The sequence below is a fragment of the Prauserella cavernicola genome, assembly GCF_016595675.1.
Taxonomy (GTDB): domain Bacteria; phylum Actinomycetota; class Actinomycetes; order Mycobacteriales; family Pseudonocardiaceae; genus Prauserella_A; species Prauserella_A cavernicola.
On record NZ_JAENJH010000013.1, the window covers coordinates 80,185 to 100,967 of the forward strand.

A 20,783-nucleotide genomic window follows, 5' to 3' on the forward strand; every position below is an offset into this window, starting at 1 on the left:
GTCAGCGGCCTCCGAACAGGTAGCCGCGGCGGCGCAGCAGCGTCACGAACACGGGCACGCCGATCAGCGCCGTGATCACGCCGAGCGGCAGCTCGCGGGGAGCGAACAGGGTGCGCGAGGCCAGATCCACCCACACCAGGAAGATCGCGCCGGCCAGCGGGGCGATCACCAGCACCCGCCGATGGTCGGCGCCGACGAGGATCCGCACGAGGTGCGGCATCACCAGCCCGACGAAGCCCACCGCGCCGCTGACGGCCACGAGCGCGCCCGTGACCACGGCGGTCAGCAGGAACAGCCACCGGCGCACGGCCGCGGCGTCGACCCCGAGACTGGCGGCGGACTCGTCGCCCATCGACAGCACGTCGAGCGCGCGGCTGTGGCGCAGCAGCACCACGATCGCGATCGCGACGGTCGCCGCGGCGATGGGCAGCGACCCCCACGCGGCCCCGCCGAGGCTGCCGAGTAGCCAGAACAGCACCGAGCGCGCGGCCTCGCCGAACGGCGCGAAGAACACGATGACGCTCATCAGCGCCTGGAACCCGTAGGCCAGCGCGACGCCGGTGAGCACGAGCCGCAGCGGCGTGAGCCCGGCGCGGCCGTGTGCGGCGACGTAGACCAGCACCGAGGCCACCAGCGCGCCGATGAACGCGGCCGCCGACAGCGCGTAGACGCCGAGTCCCGCGAACAGGCCGAACGAGACGACGGCGCTGGCGCCCACCGACGCCCCGGACGAGACGCCGAGGATGAAGGGGTCGGCGAGCGCGTTGCGCACCATGGCCTGCACGGCGACGCCGATCACGCTCAGGCCCGCACCGACCACCACGGCCAGCAGCACGCGCGGGGTGCGGACCTGCCAGATGATCGAATACCCGGTGACGTCGTCGGGGCCGATCGTGCCCCCGGTGAGCGCGGCGCCGAGGTAGCGCAGCGTGTCCGGCAGCGACACCACAGCGGGGCCGAGCGAGATCCCGCCGATCACCGAGACGACCAGCACGAGCACCAGTACCAGCACGGGAAGCACTCCCGCCGAGCGCGAGGTGCGCGCAGGCGGGGTCCGGAGAGCCGGTTCCGTCACGGTCACGCCAACCCTCCACAGTGGATTTGTCGATGTCCGGCCAGTGGCGCGTCGGCCCTCCGGCGGGAGCGATACTACAAATGAAAATCGTTATCGTCTAGTCTGTGCGTGCCAGAATGGCCGAAAACACCGAGGAGTTCCCGCCCCGTGACCGACACCGCCGGCGCCAGGACGACGTCCGTCCTGCGCGATCCCTCGTTCCTGCGCCTGTGGATGGGCACCACCGCGTCCGGGCTCGCGACCTGGGCGCTGCCGTTCGTCCTCGGACTCGCGGTGCTCGACCACACGCTCAGCGCTGCCGGTCTCGGGCTGGTGCTCGCCACGCGCACGGCGGGATTCCTCGTGGCGGTGCCCGTGGGCGGGGTGCTGGCCGACCGGTACTCGCGCCGCGGGGTCGTGCTCGTCTCCGGCCTCGCCGCGACCGTGGGCTCCCCGCTGATCGCGCTGGGACTCGGCGCGTCACTGCCGCTCATGGCGATCGCCGCCGCCGTGGTGGGCGCCGGTCAGGGCGCGTGCAGGCCCGCGTTCCAGGCGCTGACCGCCGAGGTCGTGGACGAGCCGCGACGGCAGGAGGCCAACGCCGCCACGACGTTCGCCGTGCGCGTCACGACGCTGGTGGCGCCAGGCCTCACCGCGCTGCTCGCCACGGTGGTCGATCCGGGCGCGCTGCTCGTCGGCACCGGAGTGCTGTGGCTCGTCGCCGCGCTGCTGCCGCCGTGGACCGGCGCGGCTAAGCCGAGTGGGCCGCCGGAGCCCGCGCGCCCGCGCGCCGGGGTCGTCACCGAGTTCGCCGACGGCGTGCGCGAGGCCCGCAGGCACCCGTGGCTGCTCGCCGGGCTCGGCGCGCTGACCGCGGTGATCGCACTCGGCTACTCCGCGACGAGCGTGCTCCTGCCGCTGGTGAGCCGCGACCGCTACGGCACCGAGGTCGTGCTCGCCGCCGCGCTGACGGCCTACACCGCCGGAGCGCTCGTTGGCGCGCTGATCGTGGCCCGCTGGCGGCCGCGCGCTCAGGGCTGGGTCGCGCTCGCGGGGCTCGCCTGTTACGGCGTCGCGCCGTTGAGCCTGCTGCTGCCCGTGCACCCCGCGGTGGTCGTCGCCGCTTACGTGCTCACCGGCATCGGCGTCGAGCTGTTCAATGTCCCGTGGTTCACCGCGATCCAGCGCGAGGTGGCGCCCGACAAGCTCGCCCGCGTCTCGTCGCTGGACTTCCTGCTCTCGTACGGCCTCGCCCCGGTGGGGCTCGCGCTCATCGCCCCCGCCGTCGACGCGTTCGGCACCACGGCGGTGCTCGGCGCGTGCGCGCTGGCGTGCGTCGCCGCGCCCGCCGCGGCGGCACTGGTGCCCAGCAGCAGGCGGTTCGCCGTCACACAGCCGTGAGCGGCGGCCGCAGCAGGAAGTCGACGAGCCGCACGGCGTAGGTGTCGATCTGGTCCGGCAGCGTCGACTGCAGGTGCGAGGGTGTGGACATGACGTGCATGACCACGCCGCCGCACAACGTGTCCAGCAGTAGCGTCACCGAGGTGTCCTCGGGCAGCTCGCCGCGGGCGATGCCGCGCTTCACCATCGCGCGCGCCGCCCTGATCTGCGCCTGCCGCAGTTCCTCGCACCGCTGGGCGAGCCCGGGGATCGTCGGCGCCTCCACGCTCATGCGCAACGCGGCCTTGCGGCTGGTGCCCACGTAGAGCCGCAGCAGCTGGCGCGCCAGCGCCACCAGATCGCCGCGCAGCGTGCCCGTGTCGGCGTCGGCGACGTTGGCGACGTGGGCGGCCAGCGCGTCGAGCAGCAGCTGTTCCTTGGTCTGCCAGCGCAGGTAGATCGACGCCTTGCCGACGCCCGCCTGCCGCGCGACCGACTCGACGCTGAACCCCGCCCAGCCCGCCTCGCCGAACAGCTCCACGGCGGCCAGCGCGATGCGGCGGTCCACTCCGGGATCGCGGGGACGGCCCGCGGCCGTCATCGGTTGCGCCACCGCGGCGGGCGTTTCTGCGCGAACGCGGTGACGCCCTCGATGGTGTCCTCACTGACGAGCAGCTCGTCGAGCGCGCCGGACGGGAGGTTCACGGCGTCGGCGGTGTCGGCGATGCCCTCGGTCTCGGCCATGATCCGCAGCGACGCGCGGACCGAGGTGGGGGAGCCCTCCAGGATCTCCGCGGCGAGCGCCCGCGCGCCCTCCATCGCCGTTCCCGCCTCGACCACGCGGTTGACCAGCCCGTAGGAACGGGCCTCGTCGGCGTCCAGGCGACGTCCGGTGAGGATCAGCTCGGTGGCCACGGCCTTCGGGATCGCGCGCGGCAGCCGCACCAGTCCGCCCGCCGCGGCCGCGAGGCCGACCCGCACCTCGGGCAGCCCGAACCGTGCCCGCGCGTCGGCCACCACGAGGTGGCACGCCAGCACGATCTCCAGGCCGCCGCCCAGCGCGTAGCCGTTCACCGCCGCGATCACCGGTTTCGGCAGCTCCCGGCGCGAGGTGAGCCCGGCGAAGCCGTTCTTGGGCACCCACAACGACTTCCCGGACGCGGTGTGCGCGAGGTCGTTGCCCGCGCTGAACGCCTTCTCGCCCGCGCCGGTGAGGATCGCGACCCACAGCTCGTCGTCGGCGAAGTAGGCGTCGAAGACCTCGTCGAGCTCACTGTTGGCCTCGGGATGAAGACTGTTGCGCGCCTGCGGCCGGTTGATCGTCACCTCGAGCACGTGCCCGTCGCGGCGCACCAGCACGTGCTCGTAGGACTCGCGGAACCCGGGCGGCCTCGGCGGGAACAGCCCGGCCATCCGCCCGGGGGTCGTGGTGACGCGGTTGCCGAACCCGAACGAGCGCGCGAACACCCGCGTGCCGATGGGCTCGCCCTTACCGAGCCGCGCGAGCATCTCGTCGTCGCCGGGCTCGGTGTTGGCGAGGAACCGCTGCCCGGACTCCAGCCTGCCGACGACCACGCCCGTGCCCGCGCCGTCGCGGCCGTGCTTGAGCGTGTAGGTCTCGATCGTGGCCCAGCCGTCGGCGTGCACGACGTCCTCCGGTGCGGGACCCGCGTCGAGTTCGGCCTGCAGTTCGGCGTCCCTGCTCGCGTGCCACGGCCTGGGCGTGGTCGAGTACACGCCCGCCGAGTACTTGCTGAGCAGCCCGCCGTTGGCGCCGATCAGCCCGTAGGCACCCGGCTGCTCGCGCAGGCGCGCCAGCAGTTCGGCGATGGCGTGCATCGAGTAGTTGTTGCCGGCGCCGCCGAAGAACGGCAGCCCGCCCGTGAGCGTGAGCCCCCGCACGTCGTCGGTGGCGAGGCCGAGTCCGTCGCACAGCGCGAACACCGCGATCGGGAAGCAGCTGTAGAGATCCATCGCGGCGACGTCGTCGAGCCCGATGCCGGCGACCTCCAGCGCGTGCCGTACCGCCCGCACGGCCGCGGGCGCCGCGCTGAGATCCTGGCGCCGCGACAGATCCCGCTCGCGCAGGTCCGCGTGCCCGTGCAGGAACACCCACTTCTCGCTCGGTACCCCGAGCTCGCGCGCCGCGGCCACCGACATCACCAGCACCGCCGCGCCCTGGTTCACCTTCTCCCTCGCCACCACGTAGCGCGGGTACGGGTCGGTGATCGGGCGGTTCGACGCCGACGGCGTCACCAGCTCGGCCGGGCTCCGCTCGAGCGGAGCCGCCGAGTGCGGGTTGGTGGCGGCGATCTTGCTGAACGGGGCGAAGAGCTCGCCCATCGCGGCCGCGTAGTCCTCGCGCGACAGGCCGAGCCGGGCGCGGCGCGCGTTCTCGAACAGGGAGTACTGCGTGGGCGGGTCGATCAGCTCGTGCAGCACCTGCTGGCGGGTGGCCAGTCCCCGCAGGCCGAGTCCGCGGTCCTCAAGCTGCCCGCCGACGTCTTCGGTGAAGTCCGGGCGGTCCTCGGCGCCCGCGAGGTGCGCCACGGTGGAGATGGCCTCCGACCCGAAGGCCAGCGCCACCTCCGCCTCGCCTGCGGCAATGCTCGCTGCCAGCTCGGTGACCAGGTGCTGCGGCCCCTGCCCGCCCACGACGTCCAGGATCGCCCTCGCGGGCGAGGCGCCCAGCCGGTGCGCGACCGACCTCGGGTAGTTGTCCGAGCGGCCCAGGGGCGCGAAGGCCCCCGGCGCCGAGATCTCGAACTGGCGGATGCCCGCGACGATGTCGAGCGCCGCCGCCACCGCGCTCGGCTCGGCGCCCGAGTCGGCCAGCGCCGCGCTCGCGGCCTCGGCCGCGAGGTCCACAGCGGACAGTCGCCGGTAGCCGTCCTCGTCGATGCGTTCCGACACCTGCCCGGCGCCGACGAGGACGGGCGTGCGGGGGTCGAGCTCGGTCATCGGGCGCTCCTGACGCGGACGGGCCGGTCCTTCTCGTCGCGGCGCCAGGCCAGCTCGCCCCGGCGGACCAGGTGCTCGATGTGGGCGCCGGTCTCGGCGAGCGCGCCGAAGCGCATGTGCCCGATCTGCTCCCACGGCCGCGACCAGCTCAGGTTCTTGGCGACAGACCACACCACCGGCTCGTCCAGGTCCTCCACCACGGCGACGAGCTCGCGGCACCGCTGCTCGTGGTGCTCGGCCAGGTACCCGGCGCGGGCGTCGAGGCCCCGGAACCGGTACTCGTGGGCGGGCAGCGCGTCGTGGTCGTCGTAGGCACGGATCTTCTCCAGCGACTCCAGGAACCGGGCCAGCGGAGACTCGGCCGAGTTCGGGTACAGCCCGATGTTCGGGGTGATCCGTGGCAGTACGTGGTCGCCGGTCAGCAGCAGCCGCGCGTCGGGCTCCTGCAGGCACAGGTGCCCCGGAGTGTGTCCCGGCGTCCACACCGCGCGCAGCGTGCGGCCTGCCATCGGCACCAGGTCGCCGTCCTCCAGCAGGACGTCCGGCTCCGCCATCGCGGGCCGGTCCCGGTTCCCGGCGCCGTCCAGCGACGCGACCAGCTCGGTGACCTCGGCGTCGTCGGCCCCGGCGAGCCGCAGCCACCCCTCGGCGGTCGGGGACGAGCCGCCCGACCCGGTGACCCGCAGTGTGTCCCGTTCCGCGGGGTGCATCGCCACCCACGCCCCGGACTCGTCGCGCAGGCGCGCGGAGAGCCCGTGGTGGTCGGGATGCACGTGGGTCACCACGATGCCCGTGATGTCCTTCGGCGTCGCACCGGCCTCGGCCAGCCCGGCCAGCAGTGCCGTCCAGGTCTCGTCGGCGTTCCATCCCGGGTCCACCACCACGAGGCCGTCGTCGCCGGGGACCAGGTAGCTCAGCGTGTAGCGCAGCGGGTTGTCCGGGATCGGCACCGGCACCGACCAGAGCCCGCCCGCGAGCCGTTCGACCGGCGGCAGCGTCTTCTCCAGCCACGCCGCGCGCTGCGCCGTGCCGAGGACGCTGATTCCCGGCACCCCGGGATCGGCGGGATTCGCTGACATGGCTCACCGGCTTTCTAGACGGTCGTCGTCCGTAAACGCCTTCGAACATAACCCGCGCCGTCGCGGCCGATCAACGAGCTCTGGGTCACGTCCCCACCGCCACACCGGACGAGTGACGTGCGTACCGTCGTAGCTGTCAGGACGCTGACCTGCGAGGCGAGGAGGACGCGGCATGTCCGCACCGGCCACCGGCCCGGCCGTCGACACCGGGGCGCCCGCGCGCCTGCGCGCGATCGCCGCCTGGGTGCTCACCCTCGGCGGGATCATCGGCACCGGGGCCGCGTTCGTGCTGACGGTCGAGAAGATCGCGCTGCTGGAGAACCCCTTCTACCAGCCCTCCTGCTCGATCGACTCCACGCTCTCGTGCGGCTCGGTGATGGAGAGCGCCCAGGCCGCAGCGTTCGGCTTCCCCAACCCGCTGCTGGGGCTCGTCGGCTTCCCGGTGGTCGCCACCGTGGGCGTCGCCCTGCTCGCCGGCGCGCGCCTGCCCCGGTGGTTCTGGCTCGGGCTCCAGGCGGGCACCCTGTTCGCGGTCGGCTTCGTGCACTGGCTCATCGCGCAGAGCCTCTACGAGATCGGCGCGCTGTGCCCGTACTGCATGATCGTGTGGGCGGTGACCATCCCCATCTTCTGGTACACCACCGTGCACAACCTCGCGGCCGGATACCTGCCCGGCGCCCGGGCGCTCGGCGAGACCCTCGCGCGCAGGCACCTCTCGCCGCTGCTGCTGTGGCTGCTGCTCATCGCCATCCTGATCGGGCAACGGTTCTGGTCGTACTGGACCGGCCTGTTCGGCTGAGCCGTGGACCTCGCCGAGGACCGGCTCCGCGAGCGGGTCGACACCCGGGACGGGCTCGGCACCTAGTCCCGGATGGACAGACGTGCGGCGGACTCGCCGTTCGCCGCGGCGTTGTCCTGGACGCGCCGCGTGAGCACCAGGGGGCCGTCGTCGGTGATGGCGACCGTGTGCTCGGAGTGGGCCGTGCGCGAGCCGTCGGCCGAGCGGATGGTCCAGCCATCGGGGTCGAAGACGATCCGGTCGGTGGTGCGGGCGAACCAGGGCTCGAGTGCGAGGGTCAGGCCCGGCCGGAGCTTCAGACCGCGGCCCGGCCTGCCCTTGTTGGGAATGTGGAGTTCCTCGTGCATGGTGCGGCCGATGCCGTGGCCGCCGAACTCGGTATTGACCGGATAGCCGTAGTCGCGGGCCACGTCCCAGATCGCCGCCGAGATGTCCCCGAGGCGATTGCCGGGGCGGCTCACCTCGATCGCCGCCTCCAGTGCCTCCTCGGTGGCGCGGATGAGCCGCAGGTCCTCCTCGGCGGCGGTGCCGACGATGACCGTGCGCGCCGAGTCGGCCGACCAGCCGTCGATGCTCACGGCGAGGTCGGCGGTGAGCACGTCGCCGTCGCGCAGCGTGTAGTCGTGGGGCAGGCCGTGCAGCACCGCGTCGTTGACCGAGAGGCAGATGACGTTGCGGAACGGACCCTTGCCGAAGGACGGCGCGTAGTCCCAGTAGCACGAGTCGGCCCCGCGCGTGCTGATCATGGCGCGCGCGTGGTGCTCCAGGTCCATGAGGTTCACACCCACGTCGGCGAGCCTGCCGACCTCGGAGAGCACCTCGGCGACGAAACGCCCCGCCACGTGCATGCGCTCGATCTCGGCGGGCGTCTTCAGTTCGATCACGGTTACCTCGCGTCACAACGTGTTGGTATTACTATACCGAGACCCTAACACTTGTCGGTATAGTAATACCAACCCTATGCTGGAGCCATGGTTCGCCAACCGCTCACGCCCGAGCAGATCGAAGCAGGCAGGCGGCTCGGCGCGCTGCTGCGCCAGGCGCGAGCGGGCCGCGACCTGGCCGACGTCGCCCGCGCGGCCGGTATCTCGCCGGAGACCCTGCGCAAGATCGAGACCGGCAGACTGCCCTCTCCCGGGTTCGGCACGATCATCTGCCTCGGCGAGGCGCTCGATCTGCCGGTGCAGGAGCTGGCGGCCACCTGGCTCGGCAGCGGCCTGCCGCTCGAAGCCGCCTCGTAGCCCGGATCCCAGCATGCGCCGCCTGGACTACACGATCTGGTACGTGGACGACCTGCCGCGCTCGACGGCGTTCTACCGCGACGTCGTCGGCCTCGACGTCCGCAAAGAAGGCGACGGCTACGTGGAGTTCGACCTGGAGAACACCAAGTTCTCCCTGTTCGACAAGGCGAAGCTGGGCGAGCTGATCGGCAGGCCCGCAGGGACGGCACCGTGCGGCGAGATCGGCTTCATCGTCGACGACGTGGACGCCCACGCCGATCGGCTCCGCGCGGCGGGCGCGCCGATCCTGACCGGACCGGTCGACCGCCCCTGGCGCGAACGGACGCTGCACGTCGCCGATCCCGACGGCAACATCGTCGAGTTCGCACAGAAACTGTGAGCGCCGAGGCCGACCGGCTCCGCTGGAACGAGCGCTACGCGGCGGCTCCGCCGGACTTCACGCCCCATCGGCTCGTCGCCGAGGCCGAGCGGGCGGGCATTCCCGACGGAGCCGTGCTCGATCTCGCCTGCGGCCGTTCGGGCAGCGCGCTCGCACTCGCCGCGGGCGGCCGCGCGGTGACCGCCGTCGACATCTCCGACGTCGCGTTGTCCCAGCTCGGCGCGGAAGCGCGGCGACGAGGACTGGCCGTGCGGCTGGTCGAGGCCGACGCGCCCGCCTTCGCCGCGGCCGACGAGGGCTCGTACGCGCTCGTGCTCGCCACGCGCTACTGGGACACGGCGGCCTTCACCTCGGCGGCCGGTCTCGTCGCCGAGGGTGGGCTGCTCGCGTGGGAGGCGCTGGCCGCGGCGGCCGGGGAGCCGCCGCGCCCGTTCCGCGTCCGCCCCGGCGAGCTGCGCGCTCGGCTCCCGGCCGGGTTCGACGTGCTCACCGACGTCACCGATCAACAGAGCTCCCGCATCCTGGCCCGCCGGGCTAGGGTTCCGGCATGACCGACTGGACGATCGACCGTGCCGTCACCGAACTGCTCGACCGGGAGGCGTCGCGGCGCGACGGCGGCCGGATCACCGAGCAGTGGCCCGCGCTCGACCTCGCGACGGCCTACGAGGTGCAGGACGCGTTGCTGCGCCGCAAGGTCGACTCGGGCGAGACCGTCGTCGGCGTGAAGCTGGGCCTGACCTCGAAGGCCAAGCAGGACCGGATGGGCATCGACTCGCCGCTGACCGCGTGGCTGACCGACGCGATGGTGCTGCCGGCCGGGGTTCCGGTGCCGGCCGAGGAGCTCATCCATCCGCGGGTGGAGCCCGAGATCGTCTTCGTGCTGGGGGAGCGGCTCGCGGGGCCCGGGGTGACCGCGGCGACGGCGTTGTCGGCCGTGCGCAGCGTCTACGCCGGGTTCGAGGTGATCGACAGCCGCTACACCGACTTCAGCTTCGCGCTGCCGGACGTGGTGGCGGACAACGCGTCGTCGTCGCGGTTCGTGCTCGGGGGCAAGTCGGTGTCGCCCGGCGACCTGGACCTCGCTCTCGAGGCGTGCCTGCTGCGGGTCGGCGGCACCGTGGTGGCCTCGGCGACCGGCGCGGCGGTGCAGGGACATCCCGCCGAGGCGCTGGCGCTGGCGGCCAACGCGCTCGGCAAACGCGGGATCGCGCTCGAACCGGGGTGGATCGTGCTGACCGGCGGGCTCACCGACGCCGTCTTCGTCGAGCCTGGCCAGGAGGTGAGCGCCGAGTTCACCACCCTCGGCGCCGTCACCGTAACCGGTGGCTGAGGCGGCCAGGGCCGCGGTGCGACAATCATCCACTGTGGACGATGGTCCGGAGTTGCCGCACACCCACCGGTGACGCTCGTGACGAGCGGGCTGACGACATGCGACACGGCCTCGCACTGAGGATCGACGGTGAGGCGTCTACTGTGGATCGTCGGTGAACACCGGCGTGCGTTCGTCCAGGTTCGCCCGCACGGCCTCGACCTGGTTGCGGCTGCCGATCAGCTCGCCGATCGCCTGCTGCTCGGCGGCGAAGCCGTCGGCGATCGGAGTCCGGCCCGCGAGGTCGAGCAGCTGCTTGGCCCACCGGATCGCCTGCGGGTTCTTCCCGGCGATCTCGCGCGCCAGCTCCAGCGCGGCCTTCCTCGGTTCGGCGGTGACCTTCGTCGCGAGCCCGATCCGCCCGGCCTCCTCGCCGTCGACGATGCGGCCGGTGAAGGTCAGCTCCTTCGCGACGTCGCGCCCCACCAGCTCGGGCAGCACCTGCGTGCCGGTCATGTCGGGCGCGAGGCCCCAGCGGATCTCCATCACCGACAGCCGCGCGTCGGGCGCCACCATCCGGATGTCGGCGCCGAGCGCGATCTGCAGGCCCCCGCCGAAGGCCACTCCGTGCACCGCGGCGATCACCGGCATCGGCAGTTCCGCCCACACGTGCGCGGCGCGCTGCCCGGTCGAGCTCGCGGCGCCGGTGTAGGGCTGCTCGTCGTCATGGCGCAGCCGCACGGCCTGCCCGCCCGCCATCGCCTGGAACGACCGCAGATCCAGGCCCGCGCAGAACGCGCGGCCGTTGCCGGACACCACCACGACCCGTACGCGCGGGTCGCGGCGCAACCGCTCGCCCGTGGCGATGAGCGCCGAGGCCATCGAGGGATCGAGCGCGTTGAGCTTGTCGGCGCGATCGAGCCGGACGTCGGCGACGCCATCGGTCACGGTGCAGCTCACGCGCTGCTCTCCCGGGTCGGTCACATGCCCTCCCTCGCGGCGGGAACCCTTGCCGTATCGCGGCTTTCGCTCGTAGTCTGGCCGCACACCGACGTGAGGGCAAGGCACGGCGAGCACCGGGTCCGATCTCACCAGGAGTGCGCGCATGGACGTCGAGGGCGGTGGCAGGCGGCGACCGGACCGGGCCGACCCCGTGGGCCCGCCGCGCGCCGGACAGCTCGCGAGGGTCACGCGGCACCACCGATTTCGTCCACACTGGACTGATATGTCCCGGGGGCCATGATGGAACCCGACGAGCTGGCGCACCGCCTCGACCTCCGGCTGGGCGCCCTGTGGCGCACGCGGGTCCGGGTGAGCGGGCTGCGGCGGCTCACCGGCGGGGCGAGCAAGCAGACGTGGCAGTTCGAGGCGCGGCTACGGGACGCCGAGCCGGTGCGCCTGGTGCTGCGCCGCGATCCTGGGGGGCACCTGCGGCCCGAGGACATGGCGCTGGAAGCGGCGGCACTGCGCGCCGCGGCGGCCGCCGGGGTTCCGGTGCCGAGGCTCGTGGACCACTCCGTCGACTCCCGCGTGCTCGGCGCACCGTACGTGCTCACCGTCCACGTCGACGGCGAGTCGATTCCCAGGCGGTTGCTGCGCGACCACCGCTACGCCGCGGCGCGTTCGTCGCTGTCCGCGCAGCTGGGCCGCGTGCTCGCCCGCCTGCACCGAATCCCGCTGGCACACGTACCGGGACTGCCCGCCACCGACCCGCTCGACTGGCTCACCGCCCGCTACGACGAGACCGGACAGCTCCTGCCCACGCTCGAGCTCGCGCTGCGCTGGCTGCGGGAGCACCGGCCGCCGCCGTCGGGCGACGCGGTGGTGCACGGCGACTTCCGCAACGGCAATCTCATCGTCGGCGCGGACGGGCTGCGTGCCGTGGTGGACTGGGAGCTGGTGCACCGCGGTGATCCGCTCGAGGATCTCGGCTGGCTGTGCGTCAAGGCGTGGCGGTTCGGCTCGGGGCTCGCGGTGGGCGGGTTCGGGAGCAGGGAGGAGCTCTTCGCCGGTTACGCCGAGATCGCGGGCGAGGCGCCCGATCGCGAGGCCGTGCACTGGTGGGAGGTCTATGGCACCGCGCGCTGGGCCGTGCTGTGCCTGGTGCAGGCGCAGCGGCACCTGTCGGGCCAGACGCGTTCGGTGGAGCTCGCGGCCGTGGGCAGGCGCGTGTGCGAGCAGGAGCACGACCTGTTGCTGGCGCTCGGCATCCCCCGCGCGGAGCCCGAACCGGCACGGCCCGAGGAGGCGGACGCACGCCTGGACCTGCACGGCAGCCCGACGGCGGGCGACCTGCTCGCCGCGGTTGCCGAGTTCCTGCGCGACGAGGTCGAGCCGGGCACCGGTGAGGCGCTCGGCTTTCACGCCAGGGTCGCGGCGGGTGTCCTCGCCGTCGTCGAACGCGAACTGCGCCTCGGTGCCGCGCAGGAACGCCGGCACCTGGCCCGGCTCGCCGCGCTCGGCGTCGCGAGCACGGCGGAGTTCGCGATCGCGCTGCGCAGCGGGTGCCTCGACGTCGCCGATCCCGTCGTGCTGGCCGCCGTGCGCGCCGACGTCACCGACCGGCTCGCGGTGGCCAACCCGGGCTATGTCGACCATCCGGGGTGAATCCCCACGTTTGGACTCGGGCGGATCGGCAATCCTGGCTCCACGAAGCGAGGAGGCTGCGATGGCGCACCGGACCAGATCGACGCTGCGGCACTACGGACAGCGCAAGCGCGCGCGACGGGTCATGGGGCTCGCACTGCGGCACTCCTACGGCAAAACCGGCGATCACTGGGGGCCGGCATCGCGTGACGACTCGTCCGAACCGGACCGAGCCCGCGACGAGGGCGCCTGATCCGCTTCGGCACAGACCGCGGGCGCGCCGGGAAATCCGGCGTGCCCGCGCTCCACATCGGACAGAACGAGCTAGTCGCGCTTGGCGCGGCTGGGTGCGACGCGGGGCGGCTCGCCGGGTTGCTTCGGGTACACGGGCGGCCACGGTGCGTCCATCAGTCCCGATGCGAGGTCGCGTCGCGACCATTCCAGCAACGGCTCCAGCGACTGGGGAAGCCGGTTCTTGTCCGCCCACGGGTCGCCGCGCTCGGCAACCCTGGCGGGCACCGTGGCGATCGTCAGCGCGGCGGGTTCGACGTCGGCCAGTTCGTCCCAGCCGATCGGCACCGACACGGGCGCCCCCGCTTTCGGCCGCACGCACCAGGCCCCGAACACGGTCTTGTGCGGGGCGTTCTGGTTGAAGTCGACGAACACCCGCGACCCGCGCTCCTCCTTCCACCATCGCGCGGTGACGAGCGCGGGATGACGGCGTTCCAGCTCCCGTGCCAGCGCCACGGCGGCGGCCCGGACGGCGTAGCTGTCCCACCGCGGCTCCAGCGGCACGTAGACGTGCAGGCCGCGCGAACCGGTGGTCTTGAGATAGGCCGTGATGGCCAGCTCGTCCAGTAGCTCCCTGGTCAGCGTGGCGGCCTCGCGCACCTGGTCGAACGTGACGCCGGGGGAGGGATCGAGGTCGATGCGCAGCTCGTCGGTCACGTCGGGGGCGTCGGCGTGGTAGGGCCAGACGTGGAAGCCGAGACAGCCGAGGTTCACCGCCCACAGCACGTGGGCGAGGTCGGCGGCGACGAGCGCGTCGCTCGTGGTGCCGTTCGGGGTGGACACCACGGTGGTGCGCAGCCAGTCCGGCACCGACTTGGGAACGCGCTTCTGAAACCAGGATTTCCCGCCCGCGCCCTGCGGGTAGCGCTCCATCAGCAGCGGCCGCCCGCCGAGAGTGGCCAGCAGCGGCCCCGCCACCGCCTGGTAGTAGCGCACCAGGTCCAGTTTGGTCTCGCCGCGCTCGGCGAAGAACACCTTGTCCGGACTGGACACCGTCACCTCGGTGCCGTCGACGTCGATCGTCGCCGCCTCGCTCACGAGGACGACACCTCCTCGAACAGCGCCGCCAGCTCCGCGGGCGGCGCCTCCTCCAGCTGCGCGTAGGTGCACGACTCCGGGGTGCGGTCGGGCCGGAAGCGGACGAGCCTGCCGCCGTGCCGGAACCGGCCGGCCTGCAGGTGTTCGTAGCGAACCTCGGCGACCAGCTCGGTGCGCAGCGGTTCCCACGACAGGTCCTTGCCCGCGCTCCACCGGCTCAGCCCGCCCGGCATGCGGCCTCCTGCCTCGGCGTGCGCGGCGGCCCACTCCCGCCACGGATGGTGATCGAGCGCGTTCTGCCGCAGCGGGGCCAGTTCGGTGACCAGCTCGCGTCGGCGGGCCGCGGTGAACCCGCTGGCGACGCCGACGTGGTGCAGCGTGCCCTCGTCGTCGAACAGTCCGAGCAACAGCGAGCCGACGCCCTCGCCGTCCTTGTGCACGCGAAAGCCCGCCACGACGCAGTCGGCCGTGCGCTCGTGCTTGACCTTCCACATCACGCGGCGGTCCTGTTCGTAGCGCGCCTGCGTGGACTTGGCCATCACGCCGTCGAAACCGGCGCCCTCGAACCGCGTGAACCAGTCGCGCGCGACGTCCGGGTCGGCCGACAACGGCGTCAGGTGCACGCGGGAGGGCGCGACGTCGAGGATGCGCTCGAGCAGCCGCCGACGTTCGCCGAAGTGCTCACCGGTCAGGTCACGGTCGTCGAGTGCGAGCAGGTCGAACGCCACGAAGCTCGCCGGGGTCTCCGCCGCGAGCTTGCGCACCCGCGAGGCCGCCGGGTGCAGGCGCAGCTGCAGGGTGTCGAAGTCCAGGCCCGCGTCGGTGACGATCACGATCTCGCCGTCCACGACGCAGCGCGGTGGCAGTGCCTCGGCCAGCAGCTCGGCCAGCTCGGGGAAGTACCGCGTCAGGGGCCGGTCGTTGCGGGAGCCGAGCTCCACCTCGTCGCCGTCGCGGAAGACGAGGCAGCGAAAGCCGTCCCACTTGGGCTCGTAGACCAGCTCGGACGCGATGGGCAGCTCGCGTACGAGTGTGGCCAGCATCGGCTTGACCGGCGGCATCACGGGCAGGTCCACGACCCGATCCTATGACCTGCGACGACCCGGAGCACCCCTTCTCGCCCAGGTGACCCCGAACGCGGTGAAGGGCACCTTTACCGCGTTGAACGCAGTAAAGGTGCCCTTCACCGCAGTTGTCAGCCCGCCCAGGCGAGCAGCGGCTTGTGCCGTTCCGGGTCGCGGAGCTGGGTCAGCGCGTGCTCCTCCAGCGCGCGCACGCGCTTGCGGGTCACGCCGAGCCTGCGGGCGATGTCGGGCACGGTGTGCTGGTTGCCGTCGGCGAGCCCGTAGCGCAGCGACACCACGGTGGCCTCCGCCGGTTCGAGCGTGTCGAGCGCGGCGTTGAGGTCGTCCACCATCAGCTCGTGCTCCAGCGCCTCGCCGACCTCGGGCACCGAGCCAGCGGTCACGAGGTCGCCGAGCGACAGCTCGCCGTCCTCGTCGAGCGGCACGTCCAGGCTCACCGTCGACTGTCCCGCCTTGCGCAGCGCGACCACCTTCTCCACGGGCATGCCCGCGGCCTCGGCCAGCTCCTCGACGGTGGGAGTCTGGCCGCTCGCCTCGAGGGCGCGCTGGAGCCGGTCCAGCTTGGCGACCTGCTCGGCGGTGTGCATCGGCAGCCGGATGGTGTTGCTGTGGAAGGCGTTGCCCTTCTGGATCGCCTGCCGGATCCACCACATCGCGTACGTGGAGAACTTGAAGCCCTTGGCGTAGTCGAACTTCTCCACGGCGTGCAGCAGCCCCAGGTTTCCCTCCTGCACGGCGTCGAGCAGGGGCAGATTGGTGTTGCGGCTCTTGCGCGCGGCCGTCACGACCAGGCGCAGGTTGGCGCGGATCATGTGGTCCTTGGCGAGCTCGCCGTCGTGGGCGATCGCCTCCAGGTCACGCCGGTCGGCGGGCAGGGCGCGGCCCCCCGCGTCGGCATGTGTGATCAGCTCGGCGGCGTACACCCCGGCCTCGATGCGCTTGGCGAGCTCGACCTCCTCGGTGGCCGTGAGCAGCGGCGTCGCACCGATCTCATCGAGGTAGACTCGGACCAGATCGGTGTTGTCGCGGGTGCTGCTCCGGCGCGTCACAGTGGCGTTGGCCAATCGTTGTCACCTCTCTCGGTCTTGACAACGCTTGTCACCCCGTCCGCATTCCACTTTCGGGCTGCCCGCGAAACGTCGTTCGGTAGGCGCTCGGTGACACGCCGAGCGCCGCGTGCAGGTGCTGCCGTAGCGAGGCCGCGGTGCCGAATCCCGACTCCTCCGCCACCCGGTCCACGGGCAGGTCCGTCTCCTCGAGGAGCTGTCGGGAGCGGGCGAGTCGTTGCTGCGTGAGCCACTGCACCGGAGATAGTCCCACTTCTTCGCGAAACCTGCGCGTGAAGGTCCGCACACTCATCGACTCCTGGCCCGCGAGCTCCCGCAGCGACAGTGGGCGGTGCAGCCGCTGTAGTGCCCACGCCCTGGCCGCGCCCGTGGAGGACACGTGCGGCTCGGCCACCGGCCTCGGCACGTACTGGGCCTGGCCGCCGTCACGGTGCGGCGGCACCACGGTGCGCCTGGCCACGTCGTTGGCGATGGCGGCGCCGTGGTCGCGGCGGATCAGGTGCAGGCACAGGTCGATGCCGGAGGCCTCGCCCGCCGAGGTGAGCACGTCGCCGGAGTCTGTGTAGAGCACGCCGGGATCGAGTTCGACGTGCGGGTACAGGCGGCGGAAGTCGTCGGCTGACTGCCAGTGCGTGGTGGCGCGCCTGCCGTCGAGCAGCCCGGCGGCGGCGAGCACGAACGCGCCGGTGCAGATCGACGCGATCCGGGTGCCGGGCCGGATCCGCGCGAACGCCGAGGTCAGCCGCTCGCCGAGCACCCCTTCCGTTTCCGTCTCGTCGAGCTCGTGGGTCGCGGGCACCACCACCGTGTCGGCCTCGCCCAGCACCTCCGGCCCGTGCTCGATGTGGATGGGGAAGTCGGCGTCGGTGCGCACCAGGCCCGGTTCGAGCGCGCACGTGCTCACCTCGTACAGCGGCTCGCCGCCGGCCGAGCGTGCCGAGCCGAACAGCTGGTGCACCAGCCCGAGCTCGAGCGGCATCACGCCGTGACGGACGAGGACGGCGACGCGGTGCGGGCGCATGGCCCGATTCTTTCACATCGTGGCTATCGGGCCACTCGCCGCGTGTGCGGGCACCGCGCACGATCGAGGCCATGAACGTTCTCTGGGTTCTCGCTCATCCCGACCAGCGCTCGCTCACCGCGTCGCTCAAGGACGACGGCGTCCGCGCGCTCACCGACCTCGGTCATGACGTGGTCGTCTCCGACCTGCACGCCATGAAGTGGGACCCGGTGGTCGGCGCGGGCGACTTCGACCACGACCCCGGCGAGCGGCTGCTCGTCGGCGACGAGGCCCGGCGCGCCTACACCGAGGGCACGCTCAGTGCCGACATCGCCGAGGAACAGGAGAAGCTGCGCCGGGCCGACGCGCTCGTGGTGCAGTTCCCGCTGTGGTGGATGGGCATGCCAGCCATCCTCAAGGGCTGGTTCGACCGGGTCTTTCTCAACGGCTTCGCGTTCGGCGTCAAGGACCCCGCCACCGGCAACACCCTGCGCTACGGCGACGGCGGACTGCGTGGCAAGCGCGCCCTGCTCGTCACCACCATCGGTGCGAGGGAGGCCGCGTTCGGCCCGCGCGGGATCCACGGCGAGCTCAACGACGTGCTCTTCCCGATCCAGCACGGCATCTTCTTCTACACGGGCATGGACGTGCTGCCTCCGCTGGCGATCTACGGCGCGGACCGGGCCGCCGAGGCCGACTACGCCGTGGCCGCGCGGCGGCTGGGGGACCGGCTCGCGGAGCTCTCCGACGGCGAGCCGGTGCGTTTTCGCCACCAGGACGGCGGCGACTACGACTCCGACCTCGTGCTCCGTCCGCACCTGGCGCCGGGTCGCGCGGGGATCGGCGCGCACTACGCCTGAGCGCTGTGTTCGGGATGCGGCCGCGGTTCACCACGTCGCGAACGTGGCTCTCGCCGCGCCAGCCCGATCGCGGCTCACGGGCAGGATGCCCCGCGCGGGCATCCTGCCCGTGTCCTGTGCGCACGCGGTGTCAGCCGAGGCGCGCCAGTAGTCCTTCGAGCGTGCGCCGCTCGGCGTCGTCGAGCTCGCCGAGCAGCGCGTCGTCCACCTCGCGCGCCAGCCGCTGCGCGCTCGCCAGCGTGTCGCGTCCCCGCTCGGTGAGCACCACGAGCCGCGTGCGCCGGTCCTCGGGATGCGGGTCGCGGCGCACCAGCGCGTCCCGGGGCCGGGAGCGACGAGCTGCTCGCCTGGGTCGCCGACCGCGTGGCGCCGTACAAGAAGGTGCGCGCGCTCGAGTTCGTCGACACCATCCCGAAGTCGCCGACGGGCAAGATCCTGCGCCGCGCCCTCAAAGACCGTGGCTGAGCGCGGTCAGCTCACCGACACGACGGAGCTCTCGCGGTGCTGCGACGGGCTCACCCCGCGTACCCGCTTGAACGCGGTGCTCAGTGCGAACGCGCTGCCGTAGCCGACTCGGCGGGCGACGGCGTCGACGGTCGCGTCGGGTTCCCGCAACAGGTCCGCGGCCAGCGCGAGCCGCCAGCCGGTGAGGTAGGCCATCGGTGACTCTCCGACGAGGTCGGTGAACCGTCGCGCCAGCACCGCGCGCGACACGCCCGTCCTGGCGGCGAGCGTGGCCACCGTCCACGGCAGCGCGGGCTCGTCGTGCAGCAGCCGCAACGCGGTGCCCACCACCGGATCGCCCTGCGCGTGGTACCACCGCGTCGCCTCCGCGCCCGCTCCCGCGAGGTAGGTCCGCAGCGCCGCGATCACGAGCAGGTCCAGCAGCCGGTCGAGCACCACGGACTGGCCCGGCTCGTCGCGCGCCAGCTCGGCCGCCAGCAACGGCACCAGCGGCGAGTCCCAGTCCCCGGCAGGCAGCACCAGCCAGGGCGGCAGCGCGGCGAGCAGCCGCCGGTTCACCGCCCCCGGTTGTTCGTAGGCCCCCACGAGCAGTGTCGTGTCGCCGCCCGTGCCCCACGTGCGGACGCCGAGCCGCAGCGGTTCGCAGAGTTCGTCGCCCTCGGGTGTGGTGCAGCGCTGTCCCGGGTGGACCACCACGGTCGGCGCGGTCGCCGGGTCGTCGGCGATCGCGTAGGGCGCGGGCCCGCGCAGCAGCGCGACGTCGTTCTCCCGCAACCGCACGGGATCGCCGGAATCGGGCACGAGCCACGCCTCGCCTCTGGCGAGCGCGACCACGGTGAGCGGCGCCCGGTCCACGACGCGGATCGACCACGGCGGGTCGAGCAGCGCCCTGAGCACGAAAGCACCGTGTGCCCTCGGTCCGTCGAGCAGGCGGCCCAGCGCGTCCATACCGCTCAGCGTAGCGACTCGCAGGGCCGGAACACCGGTGCTCGATCGCGCGTTGTGACCGGCAGGGGAGTGGCGGAAGGGGAGTGCTCATGCGCAAGGTCTGGGGTGCGATGGCGGCCGGGGTGGGTGCCGCCGTGGTGGCGGGAACGGCGGTCGCCGCGCGGGGTGTGCTGCCCTCACTGGGAGGCAGGCCCGTGGGTCCGTACCTGCTCGACTCGCCGCAGTTCCGGGACGGCACGTTCCACAACGCGGCCCCGCCGCGCTGGCTGCCGCCCGGCAGCGCGAGGGCGGCACTGCGCGAACTGGTCTTCGGCGGACAGCAGCGGCACCCCTCCGGCCCCGTGCCCCTCGTGGCCCCCGGCGGCGCGACGTCCGCCGACGGTCTGCACCTGACGTGGTTCGGCCACGCCTCGACCCTGGTCGAGCTCGACGGCGCCCGGGTGCTGCTCGACCCGGTGTGGAGCGACCGCGCCTCGCCGTCGCGGCTGCTCGGCCCCAAGCGTCTGCACCCGGTGCCGCACCGGCTGACCGACCTGCCGGCGCTCGACGCGATCGTCATCTCCCACGATCACTACGACCACCTCGACATGCCCACCGTGCGCGAGCTCGTCCGGACCCAGGAGGCGCCGTTCGTCGTCCCGCTCGGGGTCGGGGCGCACCTGCGCCGCTGGAAGGTGCCCGAGCACCGCATCGTGGAACTGGACTGGGACGGCGAGCACGAGGTCGCGGGCGTGCGCCTGGTCGCCACCGCCGCCCAGCACTTCTCGGGCAGGGCGTTCCGGCGCAACAACACGCTGTGGGCGTCGTGGGTGCTCGCGGGTCCGCACCACCGCGTCTTCTACAGCGGCGACACGGGCTACTTCTCCGGCTTCGCCGAGATCGGGCGCGAGCACGGCCCCTTCGACGCCACGCTCGTCCAGATCGGCGCCTACGCGCCCAGCTGGCCCGACATCCACATGCTGCCCGAGGAGGGCGTCGCCGCCCACATCGAGCTGGACGGACGACTGTTCGTCCCGGTGCACTGGGGCACGTTCAACCTCTCCGTGCACGGCTGGACCGAGCCGGTGGACCGGGCGTGGCAGGAGGCGAAGGCTCGCGGCGTCAGCATGGCGGTCCCGCGCCCCGGCCAGCGCCTGAATGCTCGTGCCGCCGGTACCGCCGGTACCGCAGCACCGGTCGACCCGTGGTGGCAGGCCCTGGGCACACCGCCGCACTGAACGCCCTAAGATCACTTTCGGTGA

Annotated in this window: 23 protein-coding genes; 11 read left to right on the forward strand and 12 right to left on the reverse strand. The window is 72.8% G+C overall.

Annotated features, from left to right (window positions below):
- Position 1: 1 nt before the first annotated feature.
- A complete protein-coding gene (locus tag JHE00_RS32600; protein WP_200325754.1) occupies positions 2–1,075 on the reverse strand; it encodes a FecCD family ABC transporter permease in 1,074 nt (357 codons plus the stop codon).
- A 147-nt stretch (positions 1,076–1,222) separates the two neighbouring features.
- On the opposite strand from JHE00_RS32600, the gene JHE00_RS32605 reads away from it, so the two are divergent.
- On the forward strand, positions 1,223–2,455 hold the full coding sequence (locus JHE00_RS32605) for an MFS transporter (protein WP_307832213.1): 1,233 nt from the start codon (positions 1,223–1,225) through the stop codon (positions 2,453–2,455).
- Here JHE00_RS32605 and JHE00_RS32610 read toward each other — a convergent pair.
- The 3 genes from JHE00_RS32610 to JHE00_RS32620 are packed head-to-tail and all read right to left on the reverse strand — an operon-like array spanning position 2,442 to position 6,474.
- Positions 2,442–3,035 (reverse strand): TetR/AcrR family transcriptional regulator, encoded by a 594-nt coding sequence (locus JHE00_RS32610; protein WP_200325684.1) that lies wholly within the window; start codon positions 3,033–3,035, stop codon positions 2,442–2,444. The genes JHE00_RS32605 and JHE00_RS32610 overlap by 14 nt on opposite strands.
- The gene (locus JHE00_RS32615; RefSeq protein WP_200325686.1) at positions 3,032–5,395 is read right to left on the reverse strand and encodes an acetyl-CoA acetyltransferase; all 2,364 of its coding nucleotides are present in this window, start codon (positions 5,393–5,395) and stop codon (positions 3,032–3,034) included. The genes JHE00_RS32610 and JHE00_RS32615 overlap by 4 nt, the downstream gene beginning before the upstream one ends.
- Entirely contained in the window at positions 5,392–6,474 is a 1,083-nt protein-coding gene (locus JHE00_RS32620) for an MBL fold metallo-hydrolase (protein ID WP_200325688.1), read from the reverse strand. Before JHE00_RS32620 ends, JHE00_RS32615 begins: the two co-directional genes overlap by 4 nt.
- Before the next feature lie 172 nt (positions 6,475–6,646).
- On the opposite strand from JHE00_RS32620, the gene JHE00_RS32625 reads away from it, so the two are divergent.
- Positions 6,647–7,273: a vitamin K epoxide reductase family protein gene (locus JHE00_RS32625; protein WP_200325690.1), complete on the forward strand. Its 627-nt coding sequence runs from the start codon at positions 6,647–6,649 to the stop codon at positions 7,271–7,273.
- 62 nt (positions 7,274–7,335) lie between these two features.
- Here the strand turns inward: JHE00_RS32625 and map are convergent, their stop codons facing one another.
- Positions 7,336–8,157: a type I methionyl aminopeptidase gene (map, locus tag JHE00_RS32630; RefSeq protein ID WP_200325692.1), complete on the reverse strand. Its 822-nt coding sequence runs from the start codon at positions 8,155–8,157 to the stop codon at positions 7,336–7,338.
- A gap of 87 nt (positions 8,158–8,244) precedes the next feature.
- Here map and JHE00_RS32635 point away from each other — a divergent pair, with 87 nt between their 5' ends.
- Genes JHE00_RS32635 through JHE00_RS32650 form a run of 4 tightly spaced genes read left to right on the forward strand, consistent with a single transcriptional unit; the run spans position 8,245 to position 10,223 of the window.
- Positions 8,245–8,514, forward strand: a complete 270-nt coding sequence (locus tag JHE00_RS32635) for a helix-turn-helix domain-containing protein (RefSeq protein WP_200325694.1) — start codon at positions 8,245–8,247, stop codon at positions 8,512–8,514.
- A gap of 13 nt (positions 8,515–8,527) precedes the next feature.
- Positions 8,528–8,893, forward strand: coding sequence for a VOC family protein (locus tag JHE00_RS32640; RefSeq protein WP_200325696.1), 366 nt, complete (start codon positions 8,528–8,530; stop codon positions 8,891–8,893).
- Entirely contained in the window at positions 8,890–9,444 is a 555-nt protein-coding gene (locus tag JHE00_RS32645) for a methyltransferase domain-containing protein (protein ID WP_200325698.1), read from the forward strand. Before JHE00_RS32640 ends, JHE00_RS32645 begins: the two co-directional genes overlap by 4 nt.
- Entirely contained in the window at positions 9,441–10,223 is a 783-nt protein-coding gene (locus tag JHE00_RS32650) for a 2-keto-4-pentenoate hydratase (protein ID WP_200325700.1), read from the forward strand. Before JHE00_RS32645 ends, JHE00_RS32650 begins: the two co-directional genes overlap by 4 nt.
- A gap of 138 nt (positions 10,224–10,361) precedes the next feature.
- Here JHE00_RS32650 and JHE00_RS32655 read toward each other — a convergent pair whose 3' ends face one another.
- Positions 10,362–11,186 carry a crotonase/enoyl-CoA hydratase family protein gene (locus JHE00_RS32655; protein WP_307832214.1) on the reverse strand — a complete coding sequence of 275 codons (825 nt, stop codon included), beginning with the start codon at positions 11,184–11,186 and terminating at the stop codon, positions 10,362–10,364.
- A gap of 255 nt (positions 11,187–11,441) precedes the next feature.
- Between JHE00_RS32655 and JHE00_RS32660 the strand changes: the two genes are divergently transcribed.
- Together JHE00_RS32660 and JHE00_RS32665 are read left to right on the forward strand one after the other, a co-directional pair.
- A complete protein-coding gene (locus tag JHE00_RS32660; protein ID WP_230425419.1) occupies positions 11,442–12,809 on the forward strand; it encodes a phosphotransferase family protein in 1,368 nt (455 codons plus the stop codon).
- A 61-nt stretch (positions 12,810–12,870) separates the two neighbouring features.
- A complete protein-coding gene (locus tag JHE00_RS32665) occupies positions 12,871–13,041 on the forward strand; it encodes a hypothetical protein (protein WP_200325702.1) in 171 nt (56 codons plus the stop codon).
- A gap of 71 nt (positions 13,042–13,112) precedes the next feature.
- Here the strand turns inward: JHE00_RS32665 and ligD are convergent, their stop codons facing one another.
- The 4 genes from ligD to JHE00_RS32685 form a co-directional block, all read right to left on the reverse strand.
- Positions 13,113–14,117, reverse strand: a complete 1,005-nt coding sequence (gene ligD / locus JHE00_RS32670; protein WP_200325704.1) for a non-homologous end-joining DNA ligase — start codon at positions 14,115–14,117, stop codon at positions 13,113–13,115.
- A complete protein-coding gene (locus JHE00_RS32675) occupies positions 14,114–15,193 on the reverse strand; it encodes an ATP-dependent DNA ligase (protein ID WP_200325706.1) in 1,080 nt (359 codons plus the stop codon). The genes ligD and JHE00_RS32675 overlap by 4 nt, the downstream gene beginning before the upstream one ends.
- A 119-nt stretch (positions 15,194–15,312) precedes the next feature.
- Positions 15,313–16,266 (reverse strand): sigma-70 family RNA polymerase sigma factor, encoded by a 954-nt coding sequence (locus tag JHE00_RS32680; RefSeq protein ID WP_200325708.1) that lies wholly within the window; start codon positions 16,264–16,266, stop codon positions 15,313–15,315.
- Positions 16,267–16,300: 34 nt separating this feature from the next.
- Entirely contained in the window at positions 16,301–17,290 is a 990-nt protein-coding gene (locus JHE00_RS32685) for a GlxA family transcriptional regulator (protein WP_200325710.1), read from the reverse strand.
- Between the two features lie 71 nt (positions 17,291–17,361).
- Between JHE00_RS32685 and JHE00_RS32690 the strand changes: the two genes are divergently transcribed.
- Complete coding sequence (locus JHE00_RS32690; protein ID WP_200325712.1) at positions 17,362–18,129, forward strand: NAD(P)H-dependent oxidoreductase; 768 nt, start codon at positions 17,362–17,364, stop codon at positions 18,127–18,129.
- A gap of 130 nt (positions 18,130–18,259) precedes the next feature.
- On the opposite strand, the gene JHE00_RS32695 is transcribed toward JHE00_RS32690, so the two are convergent.
- Entirely contained in the window at positions 18,260–18,439 is a 180-nt protein-coding gene (locus JHE00_RS32695) for a winged helix DNA-binding protein (RefSeq protein ID WP_200325714.1), read from the reverse strand.
- Between the two features lie 29 nt (positions 18,440–18,468).
- On the opposite strand from JHE00_RS32695, the gene JHE00_RS32700 reads away from it, so the two are divergent.
- Complete coding sequence (locus tag JHE00_RS32700; RefSeq protein ID WP_200325762.1) at positions 18,469–18,594, forward strand: hypothetical protein; 126 nt, start codon at positions 18,469–18,471, stop codon at positions 18,592–18,594.
- Positions 18,595–18,600: 6 nt separating this feature from the next.
- Here the strand turns inward: JHE00_RS32700 and JHE00_RS32705 are convergent, their stop codons facing one another.
- A complete protein-coding gene (locus JHE00_RS32705) occupies positions 18,601–19,542 on the reverse strand; it encodes an AraC family transcriptional regulator (protein WP_200325716.1) in 942 nt (313 codons plus the stop codon).
- 89 nt (positions 19,543–19,631) lie between these two features.
- On the opposite strand from JHE00_RS32705, the gene JHE00_RS32710 reads away from it, so the two are divergent.
- The gene (locus JHE00_RS32710; RefSeq protein WP_200325718.1) at positions 19,632–20,759 is read left to right on the forward strand and encodes an MBL fold metallo-hydrolase; all 1,128 of its coding nucleotides are present in this window, start codon (positions 19,632–19,634) and stop codon (positions 20,757–20,759) included.
- Positions 20,760–20,783 lie beyond the last annotated feature (24 nt).

What these genes read in the sequence shown, in the direction of transcription:
- JHE00_RS32610 (WP_200325684.1), bottom strand. Translation starts at nt 3,035, where the DNA reads ATGACGGCCGCGGGCCGTCCCCGCGATCCCGGAGTGGACCGCCGCATC.
- JHE00_RS32615 (WP_200325686.1), bottom strand. Translation starts at nt 5,395, where the DNA reads ATGACCGAGCTCGACCCCCGCACGCCCGTCCTCGTCGGCGCCGGGCAG.
- JHE00_RS32620 (WP_200325688.1), bottom strand. Translation starts at nt 6,474, where the DNA reads ATGTCAGCGAATCCCGCCGATCCCGGGGTGCCGGGAATCAGCGTCCTC.
- JHE00_RS32625 (WP_200325690.1), top strand. Translation starts at nt 6,647, where the DNA reads ATGTCCGCACCGGCCACCGGCCCGGCCGTCGACACCGGGGCGCCCGCG.
- JHE00_RS32635 (WP_200325694.1), top strand. Translation starts at nt 8,245, where the DNA reads ATGGTTCGCCAACCGCTCACGCCCGAGCAGATCGAAGCAGGCAGGCGG.
- JHE00_RS32640 (WP_200325696.1), top strand. Translation starts at nt 8,528, where the DNA reads ATGCGCCGCCTGGACTACACGATCTGGTACGTGGACGACCTGCCGCGC.
- JHE00_RS32650 (WP_200325700.1), top strand. Translation starts at nt 9,441, where the DNA reads ATGACCGACTGGACGATCGACCGTGCCGTCACCGAACTGCTCGACCGG.
- JHE00_RS32660 (WP_230425419.1), top strand. Translation starts at nt 11,442, where the DNA reads ATGATGGAACCCGACGAGCTGGCGCACCGCCTCGACCTCCGGCTGGGC.
- JHE00_RS32665 (WP_200325702.1), top strand. Translation starts at nt 12,871, where the DNA reads ATGGCGCACCGGACCAGATCGACGCTGCGGCACTACGGACAGCGCAAG.
- JHE00_RS32685 (WP_200325710.1), bottom strand. Translation starts at nt 17,290, where the DNA reads ATGCGCCCGCACCGCGTCGCCGTCCTCGTCCGTCACGGCGTGATGCCG.
- JHE00_RS32690 (WP_200325712.1), top strand. Translation starts at nt 17,362, where the DNA reads ATGAACGTTCTCTGGGTTCTCGCTCATCCCGACCAGCGCTCGCTCACC.
- JHE00_RS32705 (WP_200325716.1), bottom strand. Translation starts at nt 19,542, where the DNA reads ATGGACGCGCTGGGCCGCCTGCTCGACGGACCGAGGGCACACGGTGCT.
- JHE00_RS32710 (WP_200325718.1), top strand. Translation starts at nt 19,632, where the DNA reads ATGCGCAAGGTCTGGGGTGCGATGGCGGCCGGGGTGGGTGCCGCCGTG.